The sequence below is a fragment of the Sporolactobacillus mangiferae genome (assembly GCF_023336505.1).
GTDB lineage: Bacteria > Bacillota > Bacilli > Bacillales > Sporolactobacillaceae > Sporolactobacillus > Sporolactobacillus mangiferae.
On record NZ_JAMAST010000021.1, the window covers coordinates 17,850 to 33,564 of the forward strand.

General features: G+C 43.1%; 9 protein-coding genes. 4 read left to right on the plus strand and 5 right to left on the minus strand.

Going from position 1 to position 15,715, the window contains the following annotated elements:
* Positions 1 to 418: 418 nt before the first annotated feature.
* Positions 419 to 2,395 carry a methyl-accepting chemotaxis protein gene (locus M3N64_RS12545; RefSeq protein WP_249102831.1) on the minus strand — a complete coding sequence of 659 codons (1,977 nt, stop codon included), beginning with the start codon at positions 2,393 to 2,395 and terminating at the stop codon, positions 419 to 421.
* A 570-nt stretch (positions 2,396 to 2,965) separates the two neighbouring features.
* On the opposite strand from M3N64_RS12545, the gene M3N64_RS12550 reads away from it, so the two are divergent.
* Complete coding sequence (locus M3N64_RS12550; protein WP_249102833.1) at positions 2,966 to 3,871, plus strand: carbon-nitrogen hydrolase family protein; 906 nt, start codon at positions 2,966 to 2,968, stop codon at positions 3,869 to 3,871.
* A 102-nt stretch (positions 3,872 to 3,973) separates the two neighbouring features.
* On the opposite strand, the gene M3N64_RS12555 is transcribed toward M3N64_RS12550, so the two are convergent.
* Positions 3,974 to 4,411 (minus strand): Lrp/AsnC family transcriptional regulator, encoded by a 438-nt coding sequence (locus M3N64_RS12555; protein ID WP_249102835.1) that lies wholly within the window; start codon positions 4,409 to 4,411, stop codon positions 3,974 to 3,976.
* Positions 4,412 to 4,665: 254 nt separating this feature from the next.
* On the opposite strand from M3N64_RS12555, the gene M3N64_RS12560 reads away from it, so the two are divergent.
* Together M3N64_RS12560 and M3N64_RS12565 are read left to right on the plus strand one after the other, a co-directional pair.
* Positions 4,666 to 6,069 carry an aspartate ammonia-lyase gene (locus tag M3N64_RS12560; protein WP_249102836.1) on the plus strand — a complete coding sequence of 468 codons (1,404 nt, stop codon included), beginning with the start codon at positions 4,666 to 4,668 and terminating at the stop codon, positions 6,067 to 6,069.
* A 727-nt stretch (positions 6,070 to 6,796) separates the two neighbouring features.
* Positions 6,797 to 7,390, plus strand: coding sequence for a sigma-70 family RNA polymerase sigma factor (locus M3N64_RS12565; protein ID WP_249102839.1), 594 nt, complete (start codon positions 6,797 to 6,799; stop codon positions 7,388 to 7,390).
* A gap of 302 nt (positions 7,391 to 7,692) precedes the next feature.
* Here M3N64_RS12565 and M3N64_RS12570 read toward each other — a convergent pair whose 3' ends face one another.
* From M3N64_RS12570 to M3N64_RS12580, 3 genes are all read right to left on the minus strand, one after another.
* Complete coding sequence (locus M3N64_RS12570) at positions 7,693 to 11,286, minus strand: CDP-glycerol glycerophosphotransferase family protein (RefSeq protein ID WP_249102843.1); 3,594 nt, start codon at positions 11,284 to 11,286, stop codon at positions 7,693 to 7,695.
* A 522-nt stretch (positions 11,287 to 11,808) separates the two neighbouring features.
* On the minus strand, positions 11,809 to 12,570 hold the full coding sequence (locus M3N64_RS12575) for an SDR family NAD(P)-dependent oxidoreductase (RefSeq protein WP_249102844.1): 762 nt from the start codon (positions 12,568 to 12,570) through the stop codon (positions 11,809 to 11,811).
* Between the two features lie 26 nt (positions 12,571 to 12,596).
* Positions 12,597 to 13,166 carry a TetR/AcrR family transcriptional regulator gene (locus tag M3N64_RS12580; protein ID WP_249102845.1) on the minus strand — a complete coding sequence of 190 codons (570 nt, stop codon included), beginning with the start codon at positions 13,164 to 13,166 and terminating at the stop codon, positions 12,597 to 12,599.
* Between the two features lie 155 nt (positions 13,167 to 13,321).
* Here M3N64_RS12580 and M3N64_RS12585 point away from each other — a divergent pair, with 155 nt between their 5' ends.
* On the plus strand, positions 13,322 to 15,433 hold the full coding sequence (locus tag M3N64_RS12585; protein ID WP_249102847.1) for an NAD(P)/FAD-dependent oxidoreductase: 2,112 nt from the start codon (positions 13,322 to 13,324) through the stop codon (positions 15,431 to 15,433).
* The last annotated feature ends 282 nt before the right edge of the window (positions 15,434 to 15,715 follow it).

Here is a 15,715-nt window from a genome sequence, read left to right on the forward strand (position 1 = left end):
AAAGCGTTAACGCAATAAACTATCAATGAATCCCCGGCGAATCATTCCGAATTGATTCCCATTGTCTTCGCAAAACGTTCGCAAGCCTTCGAAACGCAAAAAAGTTACTCTCCGTCAACCGGCCGCTCTACACGTCTGGTTCCTCGAAACAAGCCTCCCTGCCTTGACCCAACCTCTCCGGACGAGAAAAACGGTATACGCCCGGATCATCGCTTGCACCTGGTCAGTCACCTTTTTTTTCATGCATTCCATTTGATCAGACGGTTTCGTAAGACCGTACATCTCTCGTTCGACTGAAAAAACAAAGCAGCCGTCCCTTTTCAGAGATGGCTGCTTTTTGCTTGCCGGACAAGTCACAGTGAAAATCGGCTGCCTTTTTCTCATACAGCAGCCTCTTGGGATGCGTCCACTTACTTCTTTATTTTTCTAATTTAAATGCTTGAGCAATATGATTGAGTTCATCAGCAATTGCACTCAGTTCAGCCGCACTGTTTGCTACTTCTTCGATCGATGCTGCCTGCTCTTCCGTCGCTGCTGACACCTGCTGCGTTTGTGCAGAGGTCTGCTCGGCAAGTGACTCAATCGGATGATACGCGGATGTCGCTTGTTCCGTAAAATCGGCGACCTTTTGAATGGACTGTGACATCTTTTCGATTTCTTCGATCGTTTGATTTACAAAAGATTGAATACTCTCAAACGATTGGTTGCTTTCGTCGACAGCACCGATTCCTTTCTCAACTTCCTGCAGGCCGTTTTTCATTGACCGGACAACCTGCTGCGTATCCTTCTGAATGTTTGAGACAATAACACTGATTTTATCGGCATTCCCCGAAGACTCTGCGGACAGTTTCTGAATCTCCTGTGCAACCACTGCAAATCCCTTGCCATGTTCTCCTGCCCGGGCAGCTTCAATCGATGCATTCAGCGACAGGAGCTGAGTCTGTGACGCAACGTCATTGATCACTTGAATAATACCGCTGATTTCTTCAGACTGCCGACTCAGTTTATCGATTACCTTTGACAGGTCGGCAACCGTTTTTCTGATCGTCACCATCTGATCCGATGTGAATGCGATTTTCTGCCGGCCTTCTTTAACCACCTGACCTGCCGCTTCGGACTGATGTGCCAGATGATCCGTCTGTTTGGTCACGGACACGAGCGCCTGATTGATTTCTTCAGCGTTCCTCGTCAGTTTTTTGATTCCTGTTGCCTGCTGATCCGAAGCTGTGGCAATTTTTTCAATGGAATGCGCAATCTCATCGGTCGTCGCTTTATTTTCCTCGGTGGAGGCCGTCAGCTCCTCTGAGGAAGCGGCCAGCAGTTCAGATTTGCTGCTTAATGTTTTCATCACGCTTCTCAAAGAATCAATCATTTTATTCACACTATTGCCCAGCTGTGTGAATTCTCTATTCATCCGCACGCTCGCGTCTACACCCGCACTTAGATCATTACTGCTGACCTGATCCAGTGTTTGAACCATCTTTTTAAAGGGATTCAGTATATATCTTCTGCTGACCCATGCCGCAAAAACCATGACGATCATTAAATTGATCACGATAATCAGAAGGATCGTGATCATGAGCGGATTGACCGTTCGATTGACCTCATTCCGATGAATGCTTGCACCGATTGTCCATCCGGTGAACGTATTCATGATTCTGTGGATATTCTGATCCTTATAGGTGAGCAGGCGAGCCTTTCTGCCCGTAAGCTGCCTGGCCAGCTGCGAAGACGCTTTTCCGCCTGCTTTCGCCTTCTTATTGACGACCCACTTATTGGTGGAATCAAGCAGGAAGGCGTAGCCAGACTGTCCAAGCTTCACCTGGTTGACCAGATCGTTCAGCTTGCCCAGTTCAAGATCCATGCCGATGACCGCTTTATGATCCTTAGTTGTCTGGGCAATCGTGACCGTCATTGCCCTGGACCCGTCCGAAGATTGATAAGGCGGCGTAATAACCGGATGATCGGGATTTTTCATCGCCAGCTTATACCATGGACGTGTACGCGGATCCAGCGTTTTCGGAATCTTAACATATGCTGGCAGGAAGGTCAGGTTACCTTCAGTATCTGCCAGATACAGGGCAGCTTCATCCTTGTCCCCACTCTGGACCGCATCCAGCACCATCTGTGCATCGTCCCTGTCGGTGCTTCCTGACAGCCTCTGGCTTAATGTTGTGATCATTTCCGTCTTCCCCTCAAAAAACTGGGTCAGATTCTTATCAATAATCTTCAGACTGTTTGTCGTACTTTCGTTCAGCTGCGTCTGACTGGATTGCTTCACAGCATAATAGATAATGCTTCCAATCAGCAAATCAGGGATAATGACGACAAGAATCAGGAAAATAGACAGAAAAACATTAAGACTTAGATGACTTGTTATCTTTCTCGTTTGCAAAACCCTTCTGTTGCCTCCTTAATTTAGCGTTCGCTTTCTTATCGGCAAATGGCCCTGTTTCTTTTAAATGCATGAGCAATCGCGGTATTTAGATTGACCTTCAAAGACATGGAAGAAAATCATTGATAGAATGATAGAGTGAAAGAATTTATTCAGCAAAAAGGAGCGGCGTAAGTGAAAAAACCGAAAAAATACTTCCGTAAGCATCCCAGGCACTCCTGCTTTGTCAATCTCCTCATCATGGCCATTTTCATCTGGATCATTCCATACTATATATTTGGAAACAAGCCCGCATACTATGCCGCAGGTCTCTTAATGGACTTTTTCATTGTGAATCTTATCGGGGCCTACTGGTATCCATGGTTTTTCATAAAAAGCAAAAAACAATGATCACGCAAACGTATGGATACGGATTCTCGCGTTTGTGAAACAGACTGAATGCGCAGCAGAGAAAAGTTCGGCACAAATATATCGGATTATTCAATCTAAATAAAATTTTCCGTCTATTCAAAATTATATGTGCTATACTTAACTTGAAAAAAATCCAGTTACGAAGGAGCGCGTTTATGCATGTACAGGGATGTTTTGAATCTTTCTGTTGTTACGTTCAACTCGGTCTGGGGCGATAAGGAAAAGAATCTGAATCGGATTAAGGGCTATATCGAAAGCGCCGCAAAAAGAGGCAGTGATTTTATTGTCTTCCCCGAAATGGCACTGACCGGTTACGATGATGAAGCGGAAAAGCCGTTTGAAGAAAAAATGCAGTTCAGGCTTTCGGAAACGATTCCCGGCGAGGCAACAGATGAAATCGAAAAACTGACACAGCAGTATGGTGTTTATGTTGTTTTCGGCATGCCTGAAAAAGATGCCGCAAGTCCAACGATTCTTTATAATTCTTTAGCCATTTTCTCCCCCGAAGGCCTGGTTGGCTCTTATCGAAAAATGCACTTGCCAGCTCCTGAACCGAACTGGGCAAAGCGCGGTGACAAACCGTTCATTCTTGAAACCCCATGGGGTCCTGTCGGATGCGCCATCTGTTACGACTCCTACTGTTTTCCTGAACTGATGCGCTATTATGCGTCAAAAGGCTGCCGGCTTTACATCAACAGTACAGCTCTTGCCAAATGTCATGGCAGAGCATTGGGAAGTGCCACTCTCGAGGCCGCGGTTATCAGAGAAGGCATATATATCGCTTCCGCCAACCTGGGCGGTACGGATCTTTACAATGAATTCTGGGGCGGCAGCAGCATCATCGGCCCAAGTCGAAAAACGTGGGAACCTTATTATTTTGCCGGACATAAATTCACGGACGGCATCGCCTGTGAATCCGAAATGTTCACGGCAACCATCGACTTGTCACTGGCGACCCGATTCCTGTTCAAAGACAATCCTTCTGTCCAGGGAACAGACTGGCGACCTGAAAAATACATTGCCATGTACGAAGAATCCCTGCAGGACGCAAAATTCGGAAAGTGATGCCCTTGCTTCAGGCATAATGAACCAATTCAAATAAGGAGCTGAAACCCTGTTCGGATTTCAGCTCCTTATTTGGTCATCCATCATCGTCGTGAAACTGTTTTATTCGTTCAAACGCATACCACGTACATCCACTGGTGTCGAGAACACAATTTGTGTATTGGTTTTGCCGAACCGCTGCAGTGAATTGATAAATGTATCCAGTAATTCCGTACTTTCGAATATGACTTTAATCAACATGGAAAATTCACCGGAAACACAATTGCATTCAAGCACATTCGGAACCGCTTCAATATATTTATAGAACTCACCTTTGTCCACCGGATCCACCTTGATATTAATGAATGCTTTAATAGGGTATCCTGCTTTCTTATAATCAATCAATGTATAATAGTTTTTAATCATGCCCGACTGCTCCATATGATGCATGCGCGCAGAAATGGTTGGCGAGGAAATGTAGCATTCTTTGGCCAGCGCTTTAAGCGACACACGGGCATTTTGCTGGAGCCGGTTAAGAATCTTCCGATCAATGGAATCCATTTTTAAACAAGTCACTCCTTCATCATTCGACTATTATTATAGACACATGCTCATCGAATGCAAAAAGTATTGTTAGATTATCTTACACTTGCATTTTGTTTTTGTTATTTTTTTTAACCAATTAAATGATTTAATTAAGAATATGTATGAGAAAAAATTTTTATCGAACAAGTTCTCCGAAAAGCGTCGCCTTTTCATTCATTTCGGATTATCTTAATGCTATCCAGAAAATGAACAAAAAGGAGCCGTCAACTGTGAGAAAGGAAACGGACGCACTCGGTACAAGAGTGATCCCTCAATCTGCTTATTACGGTATTCATGCACTGCGGGCAAAAGAGAACTTCGATGTGACTTCAGAGATGATCGATTCAGAACTGATTAATGGCCTTGCCATTATAAAAAAAGCTGCGGCAATCATCAATTACGAAGACGGGACACTGAGCAAAGATAAGGCCAGAGCAATCAGCCAGGCGTGCGGTGAGATGCTTGAGCGAAAACTGGATCATGCATTCATTGTCCCGGCCATTCAGGGAGGTGCCGGAACCTCAATAAACATGAATGCCAACGAAGTGATTGCCAATCGGGCCATCGAGATCCTTGGCGGCGAGAAGGGTGACTACTCGCTTGTGCATCCGAATGACGATGTCAATCGATGCCAGTCGACCAACGATGTCTTTCCTTCAGCAGGCAAGCTAGCCTTGCTGCGCCTGAGCCGCCTCCTTGTCTTAGAGACGGGGCACTTGCTTGACAGTCTGAATCACAAAGCAAATGAGTTTAAAGAGGTAGTCAAGCTCGGGAGGACTCAGCTGCAGGATGCGCTGCCTACTACGGTCGGCGATACATTTAAAGCATTTGCTTCCGCCATCGCCCGCAATCTTAACGAAATCAACCATAGCCGCGACGCGCTGAAAACCGTGAATCTTGGCGGCACGGCCATTGGCACGTCGGTCAATGCATCTGAATACTATTGTCACCATATTGTTCCTGAAGTCAGCAGACTATTCGAGGAAGAGCTCCGGCAAGCTGGCAATTTAATTGACGCCACTCAGCATGTTGACGCCTTTGCACAGCTTTCACATGCGTATAAATTACTCGCCATCACACTGTCCAAGATGGCAAGCGATCTCCGCCTGCTCTCAAGCGGTCCCCAATTCGGCTTTAACGAACTGATATTGCCTAAAAAGCAGGCGGGTTCGTCAATTATGCCCGGCAAAGTGAATCCCGTCATCCCCGAGCTCGTCAACCAGGTAGCTTTCCAAGTCATCGGCTACGACACGATTACCACGCTTGCCGCCGAATCCGGTCAGTTGGAGCTTAACGCTTTCGAACCGATCATTGTGCGCAACTTAACCGCCGAATCAAGACTTCTGATGAGAACGTTGCATACCTTTCGCATCAATTGTATTGACGGCATTCAAGCCAACACCGCCCGATGCGCGGAAGAAGCGAATCAGTGCGCCATGATCGCAACTGCTCTGACTCCATATATCGGTTACAGCCGAACTTGCCGACTGATCAAGCAATCCATGGACACCGGTGTGTCGATCCATACATTAGCCGCGCAGCACCCCGATGTGCCAGGCAAGGTTCTGAAGCTGCTTGATCCAAAAAGACTGATTCATTTATATGAACAGCAAAAAATGACTGCAACAGAATGAACGCACGGAACGCCCCGCGCCCAGGTCTTGTCCAATTTCGAAAACACTTCAGGCCCGCATCATTTTCTGATGCGGGCTGTTTGCTGAAACAATCGTCTTGCGAAAATACTTAAAAATAGCCATAAATTCCATTACTAAAAGGATATACACCCCCTCTCGTTTCCATATATAATTTATATATGTTTTGAAGGACCACCCTCGACCGGATGCACTGCATTCACCACTTTATGGGTGCCCGGTTATTCCTTTCGCTCCGAAAAACATTTCATGGTAAATCATCATCTGAGGAGAATGCCTGGACTTTTCATCTTGCTGCAGATTGGCCTTACCTTAAACATCAAAAAGCAAGCACACACCTTCTGATCTGCACGGTACACATTTGTATCTGCCAGAAGGCACTTTGTATGTCTCTTTCTCAAGTGACCGGATTTAAGCATCAATTCTATCGCTTTTATGGAATGGATGTTTTCGCCACTCCGCTCAGTTCGTTGGCATGAATTCGGGCCTTCCCTGTGAACCGCCAAAATGAAATAAAAAGCAAACAGCATCCGCACCGACCATCGGCTCACTCTGATTATATATTTTTTATTTGATCACCATTTAGTTATTGCGTCCCCTATATAACATATAGAAGCGTTCACCATGTTTCGCTAACCCTCGCACCATCCCATCCCTCATCACGTTCAGCCATATTAAAAACTGAATCCCCGAAAGGAGCCTCACCATTATGCCGTTTACCGACTACTTTGCCGTCCCGTTCGAGTCCGAGTCCTGCGCCTTCGAAAGACTGATGCAGAAATATGAACCGAAAATTCTAAAAACAGTCAGCCATTATGCCCGTCTGTACAACCGTTATCTATGCCCCGCTGATCACGACGATCTGATCCAGATCGCAAGCTTTGCCTTCTTTGAAGCCAATCAGCATTTTGATATGGCAAAAGTCGATCACGAGAAAAATCCCGAGTCCGTCTTCATCGCCTTTGCCGCCAAGACCATGAGCGGCCGCCTCTCTGATTATCTTCGCAAATACTACAGGACAACCAGCAAAGACTATTCCGTCAGCGACACAGAAAACGATTACGACATTCCCGACGAAACTCATGAACCAATCAACCGACAGATGCTCCGCCTCATCGAAGACTACCTCCCCTGCCTCAGTCCCCGCCAGGCTCTTTACCTCAAACTTACCCTGTTCGATGACTGGGATACCAGGCAAATTGCCGCATCCCAGCAAGTCTCCGAACACACCGTCCGCTCATGGAAAAAAGAACTGCGAAAGAAACTCGCGCCGCTGAAGGAAGAGTTGAAAGTAAGGAGATAATGGATTAATATTCCGTTCTTAAAAACATCTGCATATGATTTAAAGTGCCAGATCAGTAGGTGATTTGCATATAATTATAAAATAAAAATTCGCAGAATGGATTATACTTGATTCTGCGAAATCCTATACCTGATGATTAAGATGAGCACGCAAAATACCGTGTCCGATCACCGCAACTTTAAACTTACTTATTAGTTTTTTCTTTTATGGTTTTCTTAGGTATAACGAATAACTTGCAAGTAATTTAGCGATTCCGTCCTTAGTTTATTACTAATCGTAAATGGATTATTCGCGTTCTTCATTTATTCATTAATTTTTTTATAGAATTCATTAATTGCCTGATTATTATACACTCTATAGTCAAATGACTGAAATTTCATTGATGGATGATCATACAATTTTTTCAAAGCTTTATAGATGCTTTCAGCATCGGTACCCTCCGTAAGCAATCCATAGGTCCCATTATTCAGGACATAGGCATTGGCAACAATGTTCGAAGCAATGATTTTCATTCCAAGCGTCATTGCTTCAAGAAGAACCATTGGCTGACCTTCATAAATAGAAGACAATACAAAGCAATCGCATTGTCGCATAATTCTAAATGGCTGATCAACTTGACCCAATAAGAAGATTTTATCTTCCATACTAAGTTCCGAAATAAGTGAAAGCAGTTCGTTTTTTAAAGGTCCACTGCCTAAAATATAGAGACGAACATTTGAATGTTCCTTTGCCAGTTTCGCAACAGCTTTAATTAATTCTTTTTGATTTTTCTCTGGTGATAAACGTCCCATTGAAATAAAGTTGAAAGCATTGGAGTCAATTTTACCAATAAACTCACCATTAATATCGGTCAATTCGTTTTCATTGATCGTTACTTCATCTTTTTGAATATACCCAATTTTTTCCAAACCGCCCTCATCATACAATTCAAGACTTGTTCCTTCATTTGTCTGAATTTCTTTCCTGACGAGATAATCAGTTGCATCACTTAATAAAGTGACTTTCTCGTTTTTTGTAAATCCTACAGGTTTTGCCCAAGCAAGATGATCGGATTCTCGTTTTGGCTTTACAGAATAATGCACAACTTTTTCCTCAATTGCAACATCAATCAGTTCAGATTCATCAAACGTTCGAATCGCCTGCGCATCTAGCCACCCCAGTGTTTTCTGACCATAGTTACAAAAGTAGAAAATTCCCGCTCTGGTCATGCATTTTTTTGTGATATTTACGATTACTCCAGCAAAATCAGCTGCATTGCACACTTCTTTATAGCCATAGTTCGGGTAGGGTTTATTCCAAATCGTGTAGCGATCCGAATGCTCAACAACTCTGCCATAAAGAGACAGGCGTTCTTCTTCAAGTGTACGATTCGACAAAGCAGTGATCACTTTATGATGTTTTATGTGATTGATCCATTCTCTAGCTGTCCTTTGCAAACGCTCCTTAACATTCTTCGCTTCACCCAGATACTGAATCGAGTTCGCATCCAGCCAGCCCAGTTCTTGATTTTTAACCGCGATCAGGTTGTAAGTTGACGTTGTCGTAATAGCCTCTTCTTTAATTCGCACCAGCACATTCTTTAAAAATTTCACATTGGAAATGCGTGTACACCCCGGAACGTCATATGGCTTGGACCACAAATAGTTATTTCCCGGCCATTGAATCGATCCATAGGCATGGCGTATTCGCTGATCAAGAATTTCATCTTGAAGATAATTAATCCAGCGCTTTTCGATCCAGCCAACATAAATTGAATTGATCAATATCTTGCAGTATTTCGGTTCATCATTTTCCACGGCTTCTGCAATAACAAACACAGAGTCATTTTTCAGAACACGATGTGTCACCGGAGAAGTTTGCGCTATATTGTCCAGCTCCGGCCAAATACTGATTTCCGAACAATTTTTTGTGAATTGAGCATTAAATTTGACCGTTTTAATATGCAGAGCCTCTGCGGTAGATGCCTCTTTCTGTACCCTTAAATTCAGTATTTTCTGAGGATCAATTGTATTCACTGTATAGTCAAATTTGCTCGCAGGAGCATATTGTTTCAATTTTTTCTTGTTCAGTTCCATTGTTGCTTTTGATACACTTAACAGCTTATCAAATTTATCATAAAGTGAAAAAATGCCCCGCAAATTTATTAAGTGAGGATGCCTGTTTCCAATCGTTCGTTCACTGTCTGCTTTAACGTCATTGTGCATAAAACATATCTTTTTTGATGCCTTAGCTTCAACAATATACTTTGCCCAAAAATAGCTGTAACCGCTGAAATCAATGCTGATATCAAACGTTTGATTTGCCATTAAACGATTAACTTCACGTTTATATGCTTTCTTAGGATAAAAAATTTTCAAGTAACCTTTTAAAGAGCGATTCTGTATCAGCTTGTCTCGATAAATCTCGTTCAGTTTATAAATTGGTATCCCTGGTTTGAACAGCATACGCACATTTGGATTGACCTTGTTCAGGTTATTTAGCACTTCAGCGCGACGCGGCGTATTCATGAACAGCGTCACATCATAGTTTTTGTAATCTATATTATTCGTCAGGTTAATAAAACTTGAGGTAATCCCATTGTTCTTCATGCCGCCAGGATAAACCAGTATTTTCTTCTTATTGCTGTTTAAACGGATGATATTGATCCGTTCCGCATGCTTATGTTCAAAAATGTAGGTCACATAGCGTTCGGTTGCATGTCCGTCTTCATAGCTGACAAAACGATCTTTCATTTTCTGATAAGCTTCTTTATACTTTTCCTGGATGTCCTTAACATGCTGAACCAGATCAACTAATTGCCAGACGTTATATGCAGTTGGTCCGGGTAATTGATCCGCCTTAATATACATGCCGCGTTCAGTATCGTAAAGATCTTTATCCCAGCAATAGAAAATGATTGGTTTATCGGTAACCAGATAGTCAAAGAAAATGCTTGAGTAATCGGTGACAAGCAGATCCACAATGCTGAGCAGTTCATTCGTATCAGTGACATCCGGAATCAGTTTTCCCCGCAAATCCTTTTGATCTCTGATTTTCGGATACAGGAATGGGTGCACTTTAATGAGTACGTTATACTGATCACCGAGTTTTTGTTCCAAAAAACTTTGCTCAGCAATGATCTGTTGAATGTTACCTTGGGCGTGATTAACATTTGACCCCTTCCAAGTCGGTGTATAAAGGAAGATCTTCTTGGTTGGATCAATGTGCACATGCATTTTCTTTAATTTCGCCAAAACTTCCACTTTAGACATATTTAGTGTCAAATCAATCCGTGGATATCCACTTTCCAGAATCTCTCCATTGTACAATCCATCCAACTTGTAACTTTTCGCGTACATTTGAGTTGTATGCGCATTTGGGCTCAGAAGATAATGCGTCTCCAGAAAATTTCGAAGTACATTCTGTGAGTGTGCCGGATTCCCAGGAATATCAAATCCCATCGTCTTCAGTGGTGTTCCGTGCCATGTATTAATATATTTCTGGCCCTTTTTAGGTACAAAAAAGGTTTGAAAGGTCGAATTTGTTATTAAAAACTCTGCTTCCGCCAATAGTTTCAAATAGTCACGTGAATTTCGCACCACAAAATGAACATTCGGCAGCGTAGAATATTCTTTCGCCACCTCATTTAGTTCTGGATCACCTTCCGTGATACTCCAAATATGCGTATATTTATTTTCGGGATCATGCCTTAATAAATATTTGAAAATCGCATACGGAGAATCTGTTATGCTGTGGCCATCTCTGCTTTCATAGAGAATAAAGTTCTTTTTAATGGTGGTCAGATCATAATATCTCGCATAAATTCTTCTTATTTTATGATTTTTTTTTAATCCATTTAGAAGTGGACTAAATATAAAACGCAATCTTCTTTTTATAATCTTCTTCAACCTACTCATTCTGTCCATTTCTCCTTTAACGTACATCACGCATATGATAGAGGTCCGCTGAGCAATCATTCATCTACACTCATTGATCACGTCAAAAAAACACAATATCTTAATAATATCTTCGAACAATCTCAAAGTTTTATCAGTATCATTTGTCAAAATACCGCAATGGAATGGAGGTGTCAAGTGTATCAAGACACTGATTCAAACAACTGGTGAGCAGGAAATCCCGAATAAATAGTACTATACCCCTACTGCGAAAGAAACTCGCGCCGCTGAAGGAAGATTTAATGAAGACAAAGTGAGACAATGAATGCTCAAAAATAACACTATACTGTGAAACATACTGTTCTTCATCAGAGCAGTTTTAATCATTTATAACGAGGATTTGGCATGAGTCTGATCTGCTGAAGGGGGCCGAAGGACTTTCGTTTCCGCACTTAAATTCAGCAAGTCAACAGTGCTCTCATTTAAGCTCATACTTTCCGCGATTTTTTAATCTCTGAAAAGCCGTTCGCTTTTCTCACTGACCTATACTTTTGAGATCTTCATCAACCATTCATGAGGGATGAATTTGGCGATCAATCGATAGCATTTATAGACAATGTGCGGTGTATAGATGCCTCGGCCGCGCTTAACTAATTCCAGTGATTTTCTTGTCACTTTCTCCATATCCAGAAACGGCAGGAGATTCACGATACTTTTATGCTCGGATGGACTGGTTGGGTCCGAAAACATTTCGGTTTTCATATTTCCGGGACATAATGCCAAAACGTTGATTTTCCGCTCTTTCAGTTCCTGCCTCAAACCCTTCGTAAAGCTAAAGAGACAGGCTTTTGTCGCGCTGTAAGTAATCATATTGGGGGTAGGAGCGAAACCGGCTACGGAACAGACATTGATGATTCGGCTTCCGGCTTTCATGCGGGGCAGGGTACGATAGATCAGTTCCATCGGCGCTTTCATATTCAATGCAATCATGTTTTCTTGTCGCTTTAAATCAATATCGCCAAATGCACCGCTACCAATCATTCCCGCATTATTTATAAGCAATTCAATTGAAGGGCGCTCTTTCTCCAATGTTTCGCTGAACACTGCGAATGATTCTGTATCCGTCAGATCAAATGGCAGCATCTTAAATCGGGTTTGCGGATAGGCGCGGGCCAATTCTTCCAATTTTTCCGTTCTTCTTGCGATCAGCCAGATTTCCTCTACAGTCTTCTCTCTTTCAACCGTTGCCCTAACGAATTCCCTGCCCAGACCGGCAGATGCGCCTGTTATAATGGCTATTTTCATGACTATCCTCTCCTAGAAAAATCAGTCTATAGTTCTCCCAAGAAATAATCCAAATAGTGATGTGCCTCCTCCTTCGTGATGATATTTTGTTTAAAGAAAATCCACTCAAGAATCAGCAGCATCGTATTACTGTAATGATCGGCCATTAATTCAATGGGGACATCACTTTTATGCGTCTTCAAACATCGATAGAAAATAGACCTCATTTTCTTTTTTAAATAATAAATAAAACTGTTTGTTAAGGTACCCGTCAAGGAATTGTGACGAATGATTTGGTTCAGCAAATTCTTTTCCTTTTGAAGCAAATCAAAGATTCGATCAAAGTATACCGTCAGCAAATCATCAGGGTTCATCGTTGTGAACTCGTCCAAATGAATTTCCTGGCTTAAAACATACCAGCAATAATTAATCAAATCATATTTATCATCAAAATAATTGTAAAAAGTGGCTCTTGGAAAATTACTGATATCACAAAGTTCATTAATTCTGATTTCTTCGAATGATTTTTCAGACAATAAAGAAAACATTGTCTTCGAAAAAGCGTCCAGCGTTCTTTGGGCGCCGCGTGTCACTTTCTTAGATAAATCATATTTCATGGTTGACCTTCCTTACCTGCTCATTTCATTAAAAATGTCTAAACTTGTACATTATTAAAAAGATGAACCTTGCATCAATTTCGAAAACACTTTATCATTCAATTGTGAATTTTGCAAGTGTCTAAATTTAAACAACCATAAAAGGAGCGGGGAAGATGAATTATCCTTTACTCTTTTCACCAATGAAAATCAACCAACTGATCATTAAAAACAGAGGAGTCATGACAGCAATGGGTGTCGGACTGGCAAACGAGGATGGGACAGCCAGTGAAAAATCGCTTGCCTATTTCGCGGAGCGCGCAAAAGGCGGCATCGGCTTGATCATTACGGAATATACACGGATTAACGAAAAAGACGGAGTTGTCTCTGGAAAACAATTATCGATGGCTTCAGCAAAACACGTGAAAGCTTTTAAAAAGGTGGCAGATGCTGTTCATCAGGAAGGTGCAAAAATATTTGTTCAGCTTCATCATCCCGGAAGGCAGAACGTGCCTGTCTTTCCTGCACTATGGCCGATCGGCAACAAATTAGCAAAGGTGATTCCTGGCTACTGGAAGCTTTTTTATAAAATCATGGGAAAACAGAATCGCTCAACGATTAATGACCCGAAAATGGTTCGTTTCATGAATAAATATATGCCACCACTGAAGGCTCCAAGCAATGTTCCCGCTGGATTAGGTTTTTCACCCTTCGGCAACCAAAGAATCGAGCCACTGAAAATCGAAGAAATCAAACACTTAATTAACGAATTCGTTGACGCTGCAGAGCGCGTCAAAGCATCCGGTGCGGACGGAGTCGAACTACATGCCGGCCATGGATACCTGCTATGCCAATTTCTGAGCCCATATACCAATATCAGAACCGATCAGTATGGCGGAAGCCTTGAGAATCGCACCAGAATCATCAAAGAGATCATCTCGGGAGTTCGCACACGCTGCGGCAAGGACTTCCCGATTTCCGTACGTCTGACTGTAGATGAATTTTATGAAAAAATCGGCTATCCGGAAATAGGTATTAAATTGCCCGAAGGCGTTCGCCTGGCAAAAGCCATTGAGCGCTACGGTGCGGATGCCATCAATGTAACGATTGCGAATTCAGATACTCAGGCATTGATCAGTGAACCTGTGAGTTACCCTGCAGGCTGGCGGCAGGATTTAGTAAGGGCTGTCAAAGAAGCCGTCAGCATCCCAGTCATTGCTGTTGGTGTTATCCGAACACCCGAGCAGGCTGAAGAAATACTGGCTTCCGGGACGCAGGACTTTATAGGCCTCGCCCGACCGATGCTCGCAGATTCCCAATGGATGAAGAAAGCGAAGAAGGGTGAATCTGATTTGATTTCACGATGCATTTCCTGTCTGGTCTGTCAGGAATGCTACGAAGAGAACATGACCAAGGGACAGCCTTCCAAATGCGCGGTGAATCCCCGTGCTTGTCACGAAACAGGGTTCCCGCTTGAGAATATCAGAGACGGAAAGAGGCGGAAGGTGGTTATTGTCGGCGCTGGTCCCGCCGGATTAACAGCCGCCAGAGAACTGGCCCAGAGAGATTTTGATGTGACGGTCCTTGAAAAAGAAAATTCAGCGGGCGGTCAGGTAAAATTAGCAGAAGCCCCGCCACTAAAAGAAAAAATCGCCTGGTCATACATCGATTTAGAAAAACAGGCCGTTCATGCCGGTGCTGAGATTCTCTACAGAACCGAAGCCACAAAAGCAAAAATCGCTGCCTATCATCCGCATGCTGTGTTTATAGGAACCGGCGCCTTTGCGTTTAAGCCGGGCATTCCAGGTGCCGATCAGGATTTCGTTTATACAACTACCCCGATTCTGGAAAAGAAACTGGTCTTCAGCAATAAAAGAATTGTAGTCGTTGGCTCAGGCATGACCGGACTGGAAACATCCGAAATGCTTGTCGAGCAAAAAAATCAGGTGACCATTATTGAGATGGCCGAAAATATTGCGCCGGGCGCTTTCGCTCCGAATGTTTGGGATGTCACCGAACGCCTGAAAAAAGGCGGCGTCAAATATATGACGGGCCGGCGCCTTGTTTCAATTAATGACCATACTGTAACCACCGTCCAAAAAAACAATGTTCGAGAAATCATCGCGGCAGATGCCGTGATCTTATCATTGGGCGTGAAAAGCCACAATAAGCTGGCAAAAGAATTAATGGAAACATTACCAAACGTAAAAATCATTGGCGATGCTGTCAAACCCGGACGAATTGCCGATGCCATTCACTCAGGATTCCAGAAAGCGCGGGCATTATAAAAAACACCTGTCTCCCAGCTAATCCGGGCACACTATTTTTATCCAGTTTTGTGAAACAGCGGTTTCGTTACAAAGGAGCCAGAGCCTGAAAGAGTCTCATTGGATTAGAGATTATATATCTCGTCCAGTGTATGACTCCTTTTTTATATGGCTTTGTTAGAATCTGCTGTTACTTTTCATCACTTTTTGCCCCTGTGTCTGCTTGCCACGGGGTGTACCCGCAGGCCTCCTCAAACAATCAAAAATCAGCGTTGCCAGTTCCGCAAAGCGACATGCCCATTG

What these genes read in the sequence shown, in the direction of transcription:
- M3N64_RS12550 (WP_249102833.1), top strand. Translation starts at nt 2,966, where the DNA reads ATGTACAGGGATGTTTTGAATCTTTCTGTTGTTACGTTCAACTCGGTC.
- M3N64_RS12555 (WP_249102835.1), bottom strand. Translation starts at nt 4,411, where the DNA reads ATGGATTCCATTGATCGGAAGATTCTTAACCGGCTCCAGCAAAATGCC.
- M3N64_RS12565 (WP_249102839.1), top strand. Translation starts at nt 6,797, where the DNA reads ATGCCGTTTACCGACTACTTTGCCGTCCCGTTCGAGTCCGAGTCCTGC.
- M3N64_RS12570 (WP_249102843.1), bottom strand. Translation starts at nt 11,286, where the DNA reads ATGAGTAGGTTGAAGAAGATTATAAAAAGAAGATTGCGTTTTATATTT.
- M3N64_RS12575 (WP_249102844.1), bottom strand. Translation starts at nt 12,570, where the DNA reads ATGAAAATAGCCATTATAACAGGCGCATCTGCCGGTCTGGGCAGGGAA.
- M3N64_RS12580 (WP_249102845.1), bottom strand. Translation starts at nt 13,166, where the DNA reads ATGAAATATGATTTATCTAAGAAAGTGACACGCGGCGCCCAAAGAACG.
- M3N64_RS12585 (WP_249102847.1), top strand. Translation starts at nt 13,322, where the DNA reads ATGAATTATCCTTTACTCTTTTCACCAATGAAAATCAACCAACTGATC.